This window comes from Streptomyces sp. NPDC008163 (assembly GCF_042956885.1).
GTDB classification, from domain to species: domain Bacteria; phylum Actinomycetota; class Actinomycetes; order Streptomycetales; family Streptomycetaceae; genus Streptomyces; species Streptomyces drozdowiczii_A.
In genome coordinates this window covers 298628-313833 of record NZ_JBIBHG010000009.1, presented here as the reverse complement: position 1 = coordinate 313833, position 15206 = coordinate 298628, and the positions used below count along the sequence as shown (strand labels likewise).

13 protein-coding genes are annotated in these 15206 nt (G+C 72.8%); 10 read left to right on the top strand and 3 right to left on the bottom strand.

The genetic code is table 11. The annotated features are described in order from the left end of the window. Positions 1–18: 18 nt before the first annotated feature. Complete coding sequence (locus ACFZAT_RS21850) at positions 19–1314, top strand: alpha/beta fold hydrolase (RefSeq protein WP_391265917.1); 1296 nt, start codon at positions 19–21, stop codon at positions 1312–1314. 47 nt (positions 1315–1361) lie between these two features. Here ACFZAT_RS21850 and ACFZAT_RS21845 read toward each other — a convergent pair whose 3' ends face one another. After that, complete coding sequence (locus tag ACFZAT_RS21845; RefSeq protein WP_391265916.1) at positions 1362–1934, bottom strand: rhodanese-like domain-containing protein; 573 nt, start codon at positions 1932–1934, stop codon at positions 1362–1364. 138 nt (positions 1935–2072) lie between these two features. Between ACFZAT_RS21845 and ACFZAT_RS21840 the strand changes: the two genes are divergently transcribed. From ACFZAT_RS21840 to ACFZAT_RS21815, 6 genes are all read left to right on the top strand, one after another. Continuing rightward, positions 2073–2804: a PIG-L family deacetylase gene (locus tag ACFZAT_RS21840; RefSeq protein ID WP_391265915.1), complete on the top strand. Its 732-nt coding sequence runs from the start codon at positions 2073–2075 to the stop codon at positions 2802–2804. Positions 2805–2946: 142 nt separating this feature from the next. Beyond that, positions 2947–5610 carry a beta-N-acetylglucosaminidase domain-containing protein gene (locus ACFZAT_RS21835; protein ID WP_391265914.1) on the top strand — a complete coding sequence of 888 codons (2664 nt, stop codon included), beginning with the start codon at positions 2947–2949 and terminating at the stop codon, positions 5608–5610. A 178-nt stretch (positions 5611–5788) separates the two neighbouring features. After that, positions 5789–6757 (top strand): zinc-binding dehydrogenase, encoded by a 969-nt coding sequence (locus tag ACFZAT_RS21830; RefSeq protein ID WP_391265912.1) that lies wholly within the window; start codon positions 5789–5791, stop codon positions 6755–6757. After that, a complete protein-coding gene (locus ACFZAT_RS21825; protein WP_391265911.1) occupies positions 6754–7941 on the top strand; it encodes an acyl-CoA dehydrogenase family protein in 1188 nt (395 codons plus the stop codon). The genes ACFZAT_RS21830 and ACFZAT_RS21825 overlap by 4 nt, the downstream gene beginning before the upstream one ends. Further along, the gene (locus ACFZAT_RS21820) at positions 7938–9071 is read left to right on the top strand and encodes an acyl-CoA dehydrogenase family protein (protein ID WP_391265910.1); all 1134 of its coding nucleotides are present in this window, start codon (positions 7938–7940) and stop codon (positions 9069–9071) included. Before ACFZAT_RS21825 ends, ACFZAT_RS21820 begins: the two co-directional genes overlap by 4 nt. 186 nt (positions 9072–9257) lie before the next feature. Next, positions 9258–9452, top strand: a complete 195-nt coding sequence (locus tag ACFZAT_RS21815; protein WP_391265908.1) for a hypothetical protein — start codon at positions 9258–9260, stop codon at positions 9450–9452. 54 nt (positions 9453–9506) lie between these two features. Here the strand turns inward: ACFZAT_RS21815 and ACFZAT_RS21810 are convergent, their stop codons facing one another. Next, entirely contained in the window at positions 9507–9815 is a 309-nt protein-coding gene (locus ACFZAT_RS21810; protein ID WP_026171776.1) for a hypothetical protein, read from the bottom strand. A 201-nt stretch (positions 9816–10016) separates the two neighbouring features. Between ACFZAT_RS21810 and ACFZAT_RS21805 the strand changes: the two genes are divergently transcribed. Continuing rightward, positions 10017–10832, top strand: a complete 816-nt coding sequence (locus ACFZAT_RS21805) for a PepSY domain-containing protein (RefSeq protein ID WP_391265906.1) — start codon at positions 10017–10019, stop codon at positions 10830–10832. 51 nt (positions 10833–10883) lie between these two features. On the opposite strand, the gene ACFZAT_RS21800 is transcribed toward ACFZAT_RS21805, so the two are convergent. Beyond that, positions 10884–12785, bottom strand: coding sequence for an ABC transporter transmembrane domain-containing protein (locus tag ACFZAT_RS21800; RefSeq protein ID WP_391265903.1), 1902 nt, complete (start codon positions 12783–12785; stop codon positions 10884–10886). A 200-nt stretch (positions 12786–12985) separates the two neighbouring features. Here ACFZAT_RS21800 and ACFZAT_RS21795 point away from each other — a divergent pair, with 200 nt between their 5' ends. Together ACFZAT_RS21795 and ACFZAT_RS21790 are read left to right on the top strand one after the other, a co-directional pair. Beyond that, positions 12986–13147, top strand: coding sequence for a hypothetical protein (locus ACFZAT_RS21795; protein ID WP_328903992.1), 162 nt, complete (start codon positions 12986–12988; stop codon positions 13145–13147). Positions 13148–13354: 207 nt separating this feature from the next. Beyond that, positions 13355–15190 (top strand): SpoIIE family protein phosphatase, encoded by a 1836-nt coding sequence (locus ACFZAT_RS21790; protein ID WP_391265900.1) that lies wholly within the window; start codon positions 13355–13357, stop codon positions 15188–15190. Positions 15191–15206 lie beyond the last annotated feature (16 nt).

Genomic DNA, 15206 nt, shown 5'->3' with positions numbered 1-15206 from the left:
TCCGATCCAGGAGCACCCTTGAACAGCTACCGGCAGCCCGGCCTCGTCCTCACCGACCACCGCTTCACCGTCCCGCTCGACCACGCCGACCCCGGCGGTGAGCAGATCGAGGTCTTCGGCCGGGAGATCGTGGCCGCGTCCAAGGCGGGCCGGGAGCTGCCCTACCTGCTGTATCTGGAGGGCGGTCCCGGCTTCGGCGCCCGGCGCTTCACCGGCGCCGAGGCATGGCTCGGGCGGGCGGTGCGGGAATTCCGGGTGCTCCTGCTCGACCAGCGCGGCACCGGCCTGTCGACGCCGGCCAACCGGCAGACCCTGCCGCTGCGCGGCGGGCCGCGCGAGCAGGCCGACTACCTCGCGCACTTCCGCGCCGACACCATCGTGCGGGACTGCGAATTCATCCGCCCACAGCTGACCGGCGGCGCGCCCTGGACGGTTCTCGGCCAGTCCTTCGGCGGCTTCTGCGCCGTCCGTTACCTCTCGTCCGCACCCGAGGGCCTGAACACCGTCCTGATCACCGGCGGCCTGCCCTCCCTCGACGCCCACGCGGACGACGTCTACCGGGCCGCGTACCCCCGTATCGAACGGAAGGCCGCCGCGCACTACGCCCGCTACCCGCAGGACGTCGAACGCGCCCGGGAGATCACCGCTCACCTCGCGGAGCACCGCCCCGAGAGTGCCGGGCACCGGCTGACGCCCGAGGGCTTCCAGTCCCTGGGCATCATGCTCGGCGGCGGCAGCGGCAGCCACCAGCTGCACTACCTCCTGGAGAACGCCTTCGTCCGCACCCCGCACGGCACCGAGCTCTCCGACAGCTTCCAGGAGGCGATGCGCACCGCGACCTCCTTCGCGGGACACCCGCTGTACGCGCTCCTGCACGAGGCCATCTACGGCCAGGGCGGGCGCCCCACGGACTGGGCCGCCGAGCGGGTACGCGCCGAGTTCCCGCAGTTCGACGCCGCCACGGCCCTCGCGGGTGACGGGCCGGTCCTGTTCACGGGCGAGTCCATCCACCCCTGGCACTTCGAGGTGGACCCCGCGCTGCGCCCGCTGCGCGAGACGGCCGCGCTGCTCGCCGCCCGCACCGACTGGGAGCCGCTGTACGACCCCGAGCGGCTGGCCGCCAACGAGGTCCCGGTGGCCGCCGCCGTCTACCACGACGACATGTACGTGGACACCGCCCACGCGCTGCGCACCGCCGCCGCGATCCGGGGGCTGCGCACCTGGGTGACCGACGAGTTCGAGCACGACGGGCTGCGCGCGGGCGGGCCCCGCGTGCTGGACCGGCTGCTCGCACTGGTCCGCGACGAGGCCTGACGTACATCGTCGCGGGGCCGGCCGTACGGCACCGGCCCCGCGACGTCTCAGCCCTGGAGGGCGTCCAGCGTCGCGTTCAGGCTCGGCGCCGAGCGCGGCGCGCGGTTGTGCGGGAGCTTCGACAGGGCCGCCGCCATCCCGCAGGTGTCGGTGACGGCGGAGAAGACGAGACCGGCGCCGACACCGGCGGACAGCCAGCGCGCGACGGGGTACTTGACGCCCGCCAGCAGCCCGGCCGCCACGAGCGAGCCGGCCGCCAGCCGGACCTGGCGCTCCATCGGCCAGGTGGCCCGGGCACCCTCCGGACGCTCCAGGCCGTGGCCCTGGCTCGCCCAGGCGGAGGTGCCGCCGGAGAGCGTCGCGGCCTCGATGTCGGCCGCCGACAGGAGGTCGCAGGCGCGCGTGGAACGGTTGCCCGAGGCGCAGACCAGGAGCAGCGCGCCGCGGGCGTTCGCGGACTTGAGCGCGGGCAGCGCTTCGTCGAGCCGGTCGAGGGGTATGTTCAGCGCCCCCGGCACGTGCCCCGCGGCGTACTCGCCGGGCGCGCGGACGTCGATCACGGTGAACTCCGTGAGGCGGGCGGCGGCCTGGGCGGGGGAGAGGGATACGGGGCTGGTCACGAGCTGTGTTCCTTTCGTTCACCGGGGTACGGGACAGGTCTCGCTCTCTCCTGCCCCGGACGGCCCAGGATACCCCCCTGGGTATCGAGTCGGTCGTGTCACGGGTCTCACCATTCCCTTGCCCGTTAGCCTGCTGATATGACCGAGCAGCTGAAGCCCATGCCCGAGGACTGGCGGCGCGCGCTCGCCGTGGTCGCGCACCCCGACGACCTGGAGTACGGCTGCGCGGCAGCGGTGGCCGGCTGGACCGACGCGGGACGCGAGGTCACGTATCTGCTCGCGACCAGGGGCGAGGCCGGAATCGACACCCTCGAACCGGAGGAGTGCGGGCCGTTGCGCGAGCGGGAGCAGCGCGCGAGCGCGGCGGCCGTCGGCGTCTCCCGTGTCGAGTTCCTGGACCACCGTGACGGGGTGATCGAGTACGGCGTCCCGCTCCGCCGGGACATCGCGGCGGCCATCCGGAGGTACCGTCCGGAGCTGGTGATCACGCTGAACCACCGTGACACCTGGGGCGGCGTGGCGTGGAACACTCCGGACCACCGGGCCGTCGGCCGTGCCACGCTCGACGCGGCGGCCGACGCGGGCAACCGGTGGACCTTCCCGGAGCTGGGGGAGCAGGGCCTCGAACCGTGGGACGGAGTGCGCTGGGTGGCCGTGGCGGGATCGTCCACGCCCACCCACGCGGTGGACGCGACCGCCGGTCTGGAACGGTCCGTGCAGTCCCTCCTGGCCCACCGCACGTACATCGAAGTCCTCACGGACGAAGACCCCGAGACCTACTGCCGCACCTTCCTCACGGGCAATGCCGAGGCCGCCTCCGAGCGTTTCGGCGGGCGGCCTGCCGTCACCTTCGAACTCTTCGCCCGGTAATCGCGCAAGGGTCGGTTGGTCGTAAAACCGCAGGTCCGCTCGCTGATGTTGTCCAGACCATTGACATGCAAGCGCCAGGATGTTGCATTCGGTCCCGTTGTGTTGCGCGACTTTGGTGTCTTGAGTGACCAATGGAGGACCTGTGACGCCTCGCCCGCCCCGCATCACCGCTCTCGCCGCCGCTGCGACCCTGCTCGCAGGCGGCATGCTCGCCGCCGGGCCGTCCGCCGAAGCGGCCGGCACCCCGCCCGCACCGGCCGGGGCCCGGGACACGCCCACGATCACCCCGACCCCGCAGTCCGCTGAGCGCCGCCCCGACCGGGTGACCGTCACCCCGACCGTCACCCTGATCACCGGCGGGACCGCCGACGGACCCACGCTCGACGTCGTGGAGACGGCCCTGCGCACGGCGGGCGCCCGCCACGTCGTCCGCGCGCAGCGCCCCGTTCCCGGCCGACTCACCGTGTACGCGGGTGATGCCGCCGCCCTCGCCGCGCAGAAGCTCGACGGGCCCGCCGAACTGCCCGCCGAGGGCTACGTCCTCGGGGTCGGCGCAGGCCGGATCGTCCTCGCCGGCAAGGACGCCACCGGCACCTACTACGCCGCGCAGACCCTGCGTCAGGTCCTGCCGCACCGGGGACACCCGGGCGCCGAGGTCGCCGGACTCGCCGTGCGCGACTGGCCCGGCACCGCGCTGCGCGGGGTCATCGAGGGCTTCTACGGCACCCCCTGGTCGCACGAGGCCCGCCTCGACCAGCTCGACTACTACGGCGAGCACAAGATGAACATCTACGTGTACTCGCCCAAGGACGACGACTATCTCCGGGCCAAGTGGCGCGACCCCTACCCCGCCGACCGGCTCGCGCAGATCAGGGACCTCGCCGACCGTGCGGCCCTGCGGCACGTCGAGTTCACCTACGCCCTCTCGCCCGGCCTCTCGGTCTGCTACAGCTCCGACGCGGACGTGAAGGCGCTCATCGGCAAGTTCCAGACGATGTGGGACATCGGCGTCCGCACCTTCGCGGTCCCGCTGGACGACATCAGCTACACCGACTGGAACTGCGACGCCGACAAGGCGAAGTGGGGGACCGGTGGCGGTGCGGCGGGCGCCGCCCAGGCCCATCTGCTCAACCGGGTCAACCAGGAGTTCATCGCCACCCACCCCGGCGCCCAGCCGCTCCAGATGGTCCCCACCGAGTACTACAACGTCAGCCCGTCGGCGTACAAGACGGCCCTGTCCCAACAGCTCGACCCCGAGGTGCTGGTCGAGTGGACCGGTGTCGGGGTCGTCGCCCCCACCATGACGGTCGCTCAGGCGGACGCCGCCCGTCAGGTATTCGGACACCCGATCCTGACCTGGGACAACTACCCGGTCAACGACTACGCGACCAACCGGCTGCTGCTCGGCCCCTTCAACGGCCGCGAGAAGGGGCTGCCCGGGCGGCTCGCCGGCATCACCGCCAACCCGATGATCCAGTCGTACGCGTCGAAGCTCTCGCTGTACACCGTCGCGGACTACTCCTGGAACGACGCCGCCTACGACCCGCGCGAGTCCTGGGGCAAGGGCATCGAGGAGTACGCGGGCGGCGACGCCCGGACCGCGAAGGCGCTGCGGGCCTTCGCGGACGTCAACTACAGCTCCGCGCTCAACACCGCGAAGGCGCCCGAACTGTCCGCCGCCATCGCCCGCTACTGGGAGTCCGGGGACGCGAGGCGGCTCGACTCCGTCCTGGCCTCGCTGGGCGCGGCCCCCGCCCGGCTGCGCGCGGCCCTCCCGGACCGGGGCTTCATCGCGGACTCCGGCCCCTGGCTGGACGCCACCGAGTCCTGGGCCACCGCCACACGCACCGCCCTGCGCATGGTCGAAGCGGCGCGCGCCGGGAAGGGCGCCCAGGCGTGGGAGCTCCGGCAGCGGCTGCCCGCACAGGTGGAGCGCGCCGCCTCGTTCACGTACACCGGGCTCGACGGGCGCAAGGTGCCGGTGCTGGTCGGCGACGGCCAGCTGGACGGGTTCACCGACGCCGCCACCGCCGAGTACGACCGGCTGCTCGGTGTGAGCGGCAGGCCCACGGCCTCGACCAGCCTGGGCACGTACCAGAGCAACACCGTCTCCCGGATGCTCGACGGCGACGACTCCACGTACTTCTGGAGCGACGGGGCGCCCGCGGCCGGGGACCAGCTGACCGTCGACCTCGGCGGGTCCCGGGCCATCGGCACCGTCACGCTCGCCATGTCCAAGCCGGGCAGCACCGACGACTACCTCCACGAAGGGGTCCTGGAGTTCTCGGCGGACGGCAGGAGCTGGCAGAAGCTCGCGGACCTCTCGGGGAAGCCCGACGTGGCGGCGGACCCGCCCGCAGGGACGAAGGCGCGCTATGTGCGCGCCCGGGCCACCGCGGGGCAGAGCAGCTGGGTCGTGGTCCGCGAATTCCAGGTCACGACCACGGACGGCGCGGTCAGCGGCAACCCGCCCGCCGCCACCGGCTCCTCGCTGCGCGCGGCGGCCGACGGCGACCCGGGCACCGTGTACCGGGGCGCGCGGGCGGCGGGCACGGGTGAGTCGCTGGTGGTGGACCTCGTCGCCGCGCGGCCGGTCGGCTCGGTGACGGTGCTGCGGCCGTCCGGCTCGGAGGGTACGGCCGATGTCCAGCTGCGTGCGGCGGACGGCACCTGGCGCACCGTGGGCGCGCTGCACGGCGCGTACACCGCCATCGACACCGCCGGGCGCACCGCCGACGCGGTGCGGCTCGCCTGGAAGGCCGGTGCGGCGGCGCCGGAGATCGCCGAGGTGGTGGTCGGCGAGTAGCCCTCGCCTGCGGCCGTGCGCCCGGCGCCCCGCGATCTTCGCGGACGGGGCCGGGCGCACGGCCGTGTGCGGGAGCGTTGTTTCGAAGGTTGTTCCGCAGGCTGTTCCCTCAGGGGCAAGCGACCGCTTAGTATGCGCCGGAGCAGTGGTAATGCCGACAGTGTTGTGGAGGCCCCTCATGCAGGCATGGCGAGTGCACCGGAACGGCGAGCCGAGCGAGGTGATGCGGCTGGAGGAGACGGACCGGCCGGTGCCCGGCGACGGGCAGGTGCTCGTCGAGGTGCTCGCGGCGAACATCAACTTCCCCGACGCGCTGCTCTGCCGCGGCCAGTACCAGGTACGGCCCCCGCTGCCGTTCACCCCGGGCGTCGAGGTCTGCGGCCGCACCGGGGACGGGCGCCGGGTGCTGGCGACCCCCGCCCTGCCGCACGGCGGTCTCGCCCAGTACGTCGTCGCCGACGAGGCCGCCCTGCTGGACGCCCCGGAATCCCTGGACGACGCGGAGGCCGCGGCCCTGCACATCGGCTACCAGACCGGCTGGTTCGGGCTCCACCGCCGCGCCCGGCTGAGGGCGGGGGAGACCCTGCTCGTGCACGCCGCCGCTGGCGGGGTCGGCAGCGCCGCCGTCCAGCTCGGCAAGGCCGCCGGCGCCACCGTCATCGGCGTCGTCGGCGGACCGGAGAAGGCGAAGACCGCCACCGCGCTCGGCTGCGACCTCGTCATCGACCGGCACACCGAGGACATCGTGGCGGCGGTCAAGGAGTTCACCGGCGGCCGGGGCGCCGACGTCGTCTACGACCCGGTCGGCGGAGACGCGTACGCCAAGTCCGTGAAGTGCATCGCCTTCGAGGGGCGCATCGTCGTCGTCGGCTTCGCGTCCGGCACGATTCCCACCCCCGGGCTCAACCACGCCCTCGTGAAGAACTACTCCGTCCTCGGCCTCCACTGGGGCCTCTACAACACCAAGGACCCGCAGGCCGTACGCGACTGCCACCGGGAGCTGACCCGCCTCGCCGCCGAAGGCGGCATCAAGCCGCTGATCAGCGAGCGGGTCGCGATGGGCGAGGCGGCGGCCGCCGTCCAGCGCGTCGCCGACGGCACCAGCACCGGCCGCATCGTCGTCCTCCCGTCAGGAGCCGCCCGATGACCGCACCCGACGCCGCCGAACTGCGCCGCCGCACCCGCGAACTGCTCGCCGCGCACCCCCCGGCCACCACCGGACGCACCGACTTCCTGAAGGCGCGCTTCGACGCCGGACTCGCCTGGGTGCACTACCCGGCCGGGCTCGGCGGCCTGGACGCCCCGCGCTCCCTGCAGCCCGTGGTCGACGCCGAACTCGCGTCCGCGAACGCCCCCGACAACGACCCGCGCCGCATCGGCATCGGCCTCGGCATGGCCGCCCCGACCATCCTCGGCTTCGGCACCGACGAGCAGAAGCAGCGGTTCCTGCGGCCGCTGTGGGTGGGAGAGGAGGTCTGGTGCCAGCTCTTCAGCGAACCGGGCGCCGGCTCCGACCTCGCCGCCCTCGGCACGCGCGCCGTGCGTGACGGCCAGGACTGGGTGGTCGACGGGCAGAAGGTATGGACCTCCAGCGCCCATCTCGCGCGCTGGGCGATCCTCATCGCCCGCACCGACCCCGACCTGCCCAAGCACCGCGGCATCAGCTACTTCATCTGCGACATGACCGACCCCGGCGTCGAGGTCCGGCCGCTCCGCCAGATCACCGGCGAGGCCGAGTTCAACGAGGTCTTCCTCACCGGAGTGCGCATCCCCGACAGCCACCGGCTCGGGCCCGTCGGCGAGGGCTGGAAGGTCGCCCAGACCACCCTCATGAACGAGCGCGTCTCCATCGGCGGCTCCCGCATCCCCCGCGAGGGCGGCATGATCGGCCCGGTCGCCAGGACCTGGCGCGAACGGCCCGATCTGCGCACCCACGACCTGCACCAGCGCCTGCTGACCCTGTGGGTCGAGGCGGAGGTCGCCCGGCTCACCGGCGAACGCCTGCGCCAGCAGCTCGTCGCGGGCCAGCCGGGCCCCGAGGGCTCGGGGATGAAGCTCGCCTTCGCCCGGCTCAACCAGGAGATCAGCGGTCTCGAAGTCGAACTCCTCGCAGACGAGGGCCTGCTGTACAGCGACTGGACCATGCGGCGGCCCGAACTGGTCGACTTCACCGGCCGCGACGCGGGCTACCGCTACCTCCGCTCCAAGGGCAACTCCATCGAGGGCGGTACGAGCGAGGTGCTGCTCAACATCGTCGCCGAGCGTGTACTCGGTCTGCCCTCCGAGCCCCGCAACGACAAGGACGTCGCCTGGAAGGACCTCTCCCGATGACCGCACAGACCGAAGCCGGCCAGGCCCCCGACCTCCTCTACTCCGAGACCGAGGAGGACCTGCGCGCCGCCGTCCGCTCCCTGCTGGCGGACCGCGCCGACGCGCCGTCGGTGATCGCCCGCACCGAGTCCGACACGCCGTACGACCCGCAGCTGTGGAAGGCGCTGGCCACCGGCATCGGTGCCGCCGGACTGCTCGTGCCCGAGGAGCTGGGCGGCCAGGGCGCCACGCACCGCGAGGCCGCCGTCGTACTGGAGGAGCTGGGCCGCAGCGTCGCGGCGGCGCCGTTCCTGACCAGCTCCGTCGTCGCCACCGAGACGCTGCTGGCGCTCGGCTCACCGGACGGGCCGGCCGCGGAGCTCCTGTCCGGGCTCGCCGAGGGGCGCCAGGTCGCGGTGGTGGCCGTGCCGTTCGCGGCCGCTTCGGCCGACCCGGCAGGTGTGCACGCCTCGGCCGCGACCGGCTCCCTGGCCGGGACGCTGGGCCCCGTGGCCGACGCGGCCGCGGCCGACGTGCTCCTGATCCCCACCGCGGACGGGCTGTACGCCGTCGCCACCGACGCCCCTGGGGTGCGCGTCGAACCGCTCGTCGCGCTCGACCTCACCCGACCGCTCGCCACCGTGACGCTCGACGGCGCCGCCGGAACCCGCCTCGCGGACGCCGGGGCCGGACGGCGCGCGGTGGACCGGGGGCTGCTCGCCGGTGCCGGGCTGCTCGCCTCCGAACAGCTGGGACTCGCCGAGTGGTGCCTCACCGAGACGGTGCGACACACCCGGGAGCGCCACCAGTTCAACCGGCCCATCGGTTCCTTCCAGGCGCTCAAGCACCGCATGGCGCAGCTCTGGCTGGAGGTGGTCTCGGCCCGGGCCGGCGCGCGAAACGCCGCCGACGCCCTGGCCACGGGCAGCCCCGACACGCCGCTGGCCGTGGCGGTCGCGCAGGCGTACTGCTCGAAGGTCGCGGTCCATGCCGCCGAGGAGTGCGTGCAGCTGCACGGCGGGATCGGGATGACATGGGAGCATCCCGCGCACCTCTACCTGAAGCGGGCCAAGGCCGACGCCACCGCGTACGGAACGGCGGGACGCCACCGGGACACCGTCGCCGCGCTCATGGAGCTGCCGGCCCCCTGAGGTTTCGCCGCAGGGGGCGCGGGAACGCCCCCGCGCCCCCTGCGCGACGGACTCCCCTTCCCCACTTCGGCGGCCTCGACCCAAGCCCTACCCGTTTGGCGGACACGCCGGTGCGCCGGACGGCCCGGGGGCTGCGCCACACTGACGCCGAATGCCGCAAATCAGGCGCGGCGGAGGAGGTTGGCCATGGCAATTTCGATCTCGGTGGTGCTGCTTCTGCTGATTCTCGCGGTGGTCTTCCTCCGCAACGGCGGAATGAAGCTCTCGCACGCACTGGTGTGCGGAATCCTCGGATTCCTCCTCGCGGGCACCAGCATGGCCCCCACGATCCAGGACGGCATCACAGCCACCGCGGACGTGGTGAGCGGCATCCGCCCCTGACCGCGCATGGGCACATCTCGATGGCCGGTCCCGTATGCGCACGGGCCCGGCCATTCACTCGGAGCCCGCGGCCTGCTCGGGGCCGGGTTGCAGTACGGGGACCGTCGCCGCCGAGCCCTGCCGGACCGCCTCCACGGCGGCCGCGTGCAGAGCGCGGCTCGCTTCCTCCGACGGACAGGGCACGGGGCTGCCCGCCATCGTGAACCAGTCGGCCGCATCGGTGTACTGCACGGTGATCTGTGCCGTGCCCTCGGCCCAAGTGGTGTGGATGGTCAGGTCGCCGGACAGCGGCCCGACCTCATCGGTGAGCACGCCGCCGTGCCCCGAATACACTCCGCGTGTTGTCCAGGACGCCCAGGTCATGCTTTCAGGCTCGCACCAAAGCCGCCGGATCGCGACCCGCGTGACCAGGGAATTCGGACGGTCGTCGCATCTTCGCCCGGCGTGCACGAAATCCCCTCGAACCCCGGCGACACGCGGGGCCGGGACGGGATGGCGGTCGATCGGGTGACACTGCCCGGTCATCCCACATGCCGGAGCCGCGCGGCGGTTAAGCATGCGGGCATGACATGTGACTCCCCCTCCAAGAACACCGGATTCCTCCGTGCCCACCGCGTGCGCGCCGCCGGCGTCGCCTGCGTCGTGGTCACCGCCGCCCTGCTGACCGGCTGCGGCCAGGACAGCGGCAGCACCTCCGCGAGCACGAAGACCTCGGAGGCGGCCCGCGCCGTGCCCGAGGCCACGAAGAGTCCGTCCCCCACCGGGAGCGAGAGTGCCTCGCCCGGCCAGATGACGGAGGACCAGCAGGAACGCAAGGACCTGATCTCCGCCACCAAGGTCACCTATGACAAGGCCATCACCACGGCCGAGGGCGAGGTCAAGGGCGGCAAGCTCGTCGATATCGAACTGAAGACCGCCGAGGACGCGGCCGACGACGATGAGAGCCCCAGCCCCTCTCCGACGGGCAGCCCCTCGCCCACCGGCAGCCCCACCGGCAGCCCCTCCCCGACGGGCAGCGCCGCGGCCGGCGCCCCGCAGTGGGTCGCGACCGTCGCCGCCAAGACCGGGACCAAGCACAAGGTCCACATCGACGCCGTCTCAGGCAAGGTCCTCAGCTCCTCCGAGGACACCGGCCAGAGCACGTCGGACAAGGCCAAGACGGCCAAGCGGATCACCCAGGCCAAGCAGACCCCGCAGCAGGCGGCGAAGGCCGCCACCGCGAAGCAGCAGGGGACGGTGACCGCCCTCGACCTGGACGACAACGACCAGGGCACGCTCGTCTGGAAGACCGACGTCGTGTCGAAGGACTGGAAGAAGACGACCTTCGACATCGACGCGTCGAACGGCTCGGTCACCCACCAGGAGACCGACAACGACTGAGCACCCCCCGCTCCCCGCGCCCCCGGTCCGTACGGACCGGGGGCGCTCGCGTCAGACGGACTTCACGGGCTCCTGCTGCTCGCCCGCCCCGTCCGGCGAGGCGAACTGCGTCCGGTACAGCTCCTCGTACCGGCCCCCCGCCGCCAGCAGTCCGGTGTGCGTGCCCCGCTCCACCACCCGGCCCTCCTCCACGACCAGGATCAGATCGGCGGCCCGCACCGTCGAAAGGCGGTGCGCGATCACCAGGGCGGTGCGCCCCTCCAGCGCCTCGGCCAGAGCCTCCTGCACGACCGCCTCGGACGTGGAGTCGAGGTGTGCCGTCGCCTCGTCCAGGATGACCACCCGCTGCCGGGCCAGCAGCAGCCGGGCGATCGTCAGCCGCTGGCGCTCACCGCCGGAGAGCCGGTATCCGCGCTCGCCCACGACCGTGTCGAGCCCATCGGGCAGCGAGGCCACCAGACCGTCCAGCCGGGAGCGCCGCAGCGCGTCCCAGATCTCGTCCTCGGTTGCGGAGGGCCTGGCCAGCAGGAGGTTGGCGCGCACCGAATCGTGGAAGAGATGCCCGTCCTGGGTGACCATGCCGAGCGTGTCACGGATCGAATCGGCGGTCAGATCGCGTACGTCGACGCCGTTCAGCCGTACCGCGCCCTCATCGGTGTCGTAGAGCCGGGGCAGCAGCTGGGCGATCGTCGACTTGCCGGCGCCGGACGAGCCGACCAGGGCGACCATCCTTCCCGGCTCCGCCCGGAACGAGACGTCGTGCAGCACCCGCGTGCCGCCCCGGGAGTCCAGGGTCGCGACCTCCTCCAGCGAGGCCAGCGACACCTTGTCGGCGGACGGGTAGCCGAAGGAGACACCGTCGAACTCCACGGACACCGGACCCTCGGGCACCGTACGGGCGTCCGGCTTCTCGGCGATCAGCGGCTTCAGGTCCAGGATCTCGAAGACCCGCTCGAAGCTCACCAGCGCGCTCATCACCTCGACCCGGGCGCCCGCGAGGGCCGTCAGCGGTGCGTAGAGCCGGGTGAGCAGCAGCGCCAGCGTCACCACCGCGCCCGGCTCCAGGCTGCCGTGCAGCGCGTAGTAGCCGCCCAGTCCGTAGACGAGGGCCAGGGCGAGCGCGGACACCAGGGTCAGCGCCGTGATGAACGTGGACTGCGCCATTGCCGTACGGATGCCGATGTCCCGTACGCGCCCCGCCCGAGCCGCGAACTCGGCGGACTCGTCGGCGGGCCGGCCGAAGAGCTTTACCAGGGTCGCGCCCGGCGCCGAGAACCGCTCGGTCATCTGCGTGCTCATCGCCGCGTTGTGCGCGGCCGCCTCACGCTGCATGCGCGCCATCCGCGAGCCCATCCGCCGGGCCGGCACGACGAACACCGGCAGCAGCACGAGTGCGAGCAGCGTGATCTGCCAGGAGATCGTCAGCATCACCGCGAGCGTCAGCACCAGCGTCACCACATTGGAGACCACCCCGGACAGGGTGTTGCTGAACGCCCGCTGGGCGCCGATGACGTCGTTGTTGAGCCGGCTCACCAGGGCCCCCGTCCGGGTCCGGGTGAAGAAGGCGACCGGCATCCGCTGCACGTGGTCGAAGACCGCCGACCGAAGGTCCAGGATCAGCCCCTCACCCAGCGTGGCCGACAGCAGCCGGGTGACCAGTCCGAGACCGGCCTCCGCCACGGCGATCACCGCGATCAGCAGGGCGAGACGGACGACCGTGCCGCTCTCCTTGCCCTGCACGATCGCGTCGACCACCCGCCCCGCCAGCATCGGCGTCGCCACGGCCAGCAGTGCCGTGACGACGCTGAGCACCAGGAACCGGTAGAGCTGCCGGCGGCGCGGCCGGGCGAACGAGGCGATCCGGCGCACGGTGGCCCGGGAGAAGGGGCGGCGGTCCGCTTGTGCGTTGATCGTGCTGTGCAGCGACGACCACGCGGTGACTTCCATGCTCATACGGGTGCCTCCGAGGCGGGACGGATCGGAACGGCCCCGGCGGCCGGTGCGGACCGGGGTGTGAGAGGAACGCTAGGAGCTCAAGCGAGCTTGAGGTCAAATGTGCGGAGCCCCGTGCGGACCCGGCGCCGGACCTGCGTAGAATCGGCCCCTGTTTCCGGCCGGACCACGGCAGACACGACCGATTGAGGCAGTTCGACGTGAGTTTCACAGACAGTTCCGAGGCACCGATCTACGCCGGTCTCGTGGAGGAGCACGGGGATGTGATGGCAGAGGTGCGCCGGGTGGCTGAAGAGACCATGCGGGAGGCCGACCGGGCCATCGACTTCAGCGATATCCGCAGGTCACCGGCGTACCGCTAGCCCACGAACCGTCCCGGCCAGGGCTTACGTCCGAGCGCTTCCGGACCCGCCGGTCACCCCGGCAGGCCCGCGCGGACGGCCCGGCCTCCCTACCCGCCCGGCACCTTCCGGGGGCGGTACGGCGATGTCTCGCACTGCGGACCCGGCTCTCCCGTCGGAGCATGGAATGAACAGTCGCCGACGACTTCGGGACGAAGGGAAGGCCGGATGGGTGGTGAACGGCATGAGCCACCGATCGACGCGTTCGAGGCGGAGCTGGACCAGATCCAGGCGCTGAACCGCATGCAGGCGCCCGGCCCCGACCCGGCCCGCCCCCCGGGGCCCGACCGGGATACCCGGGGCTCCGGCACCCCGGAAGAGGCCAGACGCCGCGACTCCCTGCTGCTCTCGGCCGGACACGCGGTCGCCGCCGCCGACACCCTCGACGAGGCCCTGAGACTCGCCGCCGGCCTGTACGCCCCCGATTTCCCGCTGGACGGGCAGTGCGTCTTCGGCGTCGCCGACGGCAACCTGACCGCGCTCGGGCAGTACGGATTCCGGCCCGGCGGCGCGGGCCGCGGTTTCCGCATGCCCATGAACACCGGCTACCCGGCCGCCGAGGTCGCCCGGACCGGGCGCGCCGTCTACCTGGGCTCGACGGAGGAGTACCGCCGCCGCTTTCCGGCCACCTGGCACCTGTCCGCGCGCAAGGGCCGCGAGGCGTGGGCCTTCCTGCCGCTGGTGACCGCGGGCCGGGTCGTCGGCGTCTGGCTGGCCGCCTTCCGCACCACCCTGGACTTCACAGCGAGCGAGCGGGCCCTGCTCACCGTCACCGGCCGCATGATCGCCCAGGTCCTCGAACGCGCCCGGGCCAGCCGCGCCGAACTGGAACTCTCCCGAGGCCTGCGCCGCAGCATGCACACCGCGGGCGCGGCCCTGACCGGGCTCAGCGTGGCCACCCGCTACGTGCCGACCGGCGGCGGCCTCATGGTCGGCGGCGACTGGTACGACACCATCGACCTGCCGAACGGGCGGATGGCCGTCGTGATGGGCGATGTCCAGGGACACGACGTGCACGCCGCTGGGCTCATGGCCCAACTGCGTACCGCCGTGCACGCGTACGCGGCCGAGGGGCACGGCCCCGACGCCGTCCTGGCACGCGCCTCCCGCTTCCTGACCACCCTGGACGAGGACCGCTTCGCGACCTGCCTGTACATCGAGGCCGATCCGTCCACCGGCGATCTGCACATCGCCCGCGCGGGTCACCCGCACCCCGTCCTGCGCATGCCGGACGGCACCTGCATGCTCAAGCACGTTAGCGGCGGGCTGCCGCTCGGACTGATGCCCGGCGAGGAGGACTACCCCATCGACACCGTGCGCCTGCACGAGGGCGAGATCCTCATGCTGTGCACCGACGGGTTCATCGAGAACGGCGGCCACGACATGTACACCGGCTGGGTGCGGGTACGCGACGCGTTCTCGCCCGGCCCCGCCGACGACCTGGAGGGCATGGCCGACCGGCTCATGGCGGCCGTCCTCGACCCCGGCCCCGGCGCCCGCGAGGATGCCGCCGCCCGCGACGGCGACGACATCGCCCTTCTGCTGCTGCGCCGCGACGCCATCCACGCCCGCGCCGAGGTCAGCCAGCGCCGGCTGATGCTCACCGTCGGCCAGGACCAGGGCGAGGGGCTGGCCGAGGCCCGCGCGGAGCTGAAGGCGCTGCTGCACGACTGGGCGCGCCCCGACCAGGTGGACACCGCCGTGCTCCTGGCGACCGAACTCCTCGGCAACGTGCTCGTGCACACCGACCAGGACGGCGCCCTCAACGCCACCGTCTCCGGTGAGACCGGCACCCGCCGGCTGATGGTCGAGGTCATGGACCGCGGCGACGAACTGCCTCACCAGCGCACTCCGGGCGAACTCGCCTCCTCGGGCCGCGGCCTGCTCCTGCTGGACATCCTCGCCGACCAGTGGGGCGTACGGCCCGAGCCGGAGGGGAAGACCGCCTGGTTCGCGCTGAACGAGGCCGCCCCGGCCGACGGCGGAGACATCCCGAACATCTGAGACCGGCCCGTCGGCG

What these genes read in the sequence shown, in the direction of transcription:
- ACFZAT_RS21840 (WP_391265915.1), top strand. Translation starts at nt 2,073, where the DNA reads ATGACCGAGCAGCTGAAGCCCATGCCCGAGGACTGGCGGCGCGCGCTC.
- ACFZAT_RS21830 (WP_391265912.1), top strand. Translation starts at nt 5,789, where the DNA reads ATGCAGGCATGGCGAGTGCACCGGAACGGCGAGCCGAGCGAGGTGATG.
- ACFZAT_RS21825 (WP_391265911.1), top strand. Translation starts at nt 6,754, where the DNA reads ATGACCGCACCCGACGCCGCCGAACTGCGCCGCCGCACCCGCGAACTG.
- ACFZAT_RS21820 (WP_391265910.1), top strand. Translation starts at nt 7,938, where the DNA reads ATGACCGCACAGACCGAAGCCGGCCAGGCCCCCGACCTCCTCTACTCC.
- ACFZAT_RS21815 (WP_391265908.1), top strand. Translation starts at nt 9,258, where the DNA reads ATGGCAATTTCGATCTCGGTGGTGCTGCTTCTGCTGATTCTCGCGGTG.
- ACFZAT_RS21810 (WP_026171776.1), bottom strand. Translation starts at nt 9,815, where the DNA reads ATGACCTGGGCGTCCTGGACAACACGCGGAGTGTATTCGGGGCACGGC.
- ACFZAT_RS21805 (WP_391265906.1), top strand. Translation starts at nt 10,017, where the DNA reads ATGACATGTGACTCCCCCTCCAAGAACACCGGATTCCTCCGTGCCCAC.
- ACFZAT_RS21800 (WP_391265903.1), bottom strand. Translation starts at nt 12,785, where the DNA reads ATGAGCATGGAAGTCACCGCGTGGTCGTCGCTGCACAGCACGATCAAC.
- ACFZAT_RS21790 (WP_391265900.1), top strand. Translation starts at nt 13,355, where the DNA reads ATGGGTGGTGAACGGCATGAGCCACCGATCGACGCGTTCGAGGCGGAG.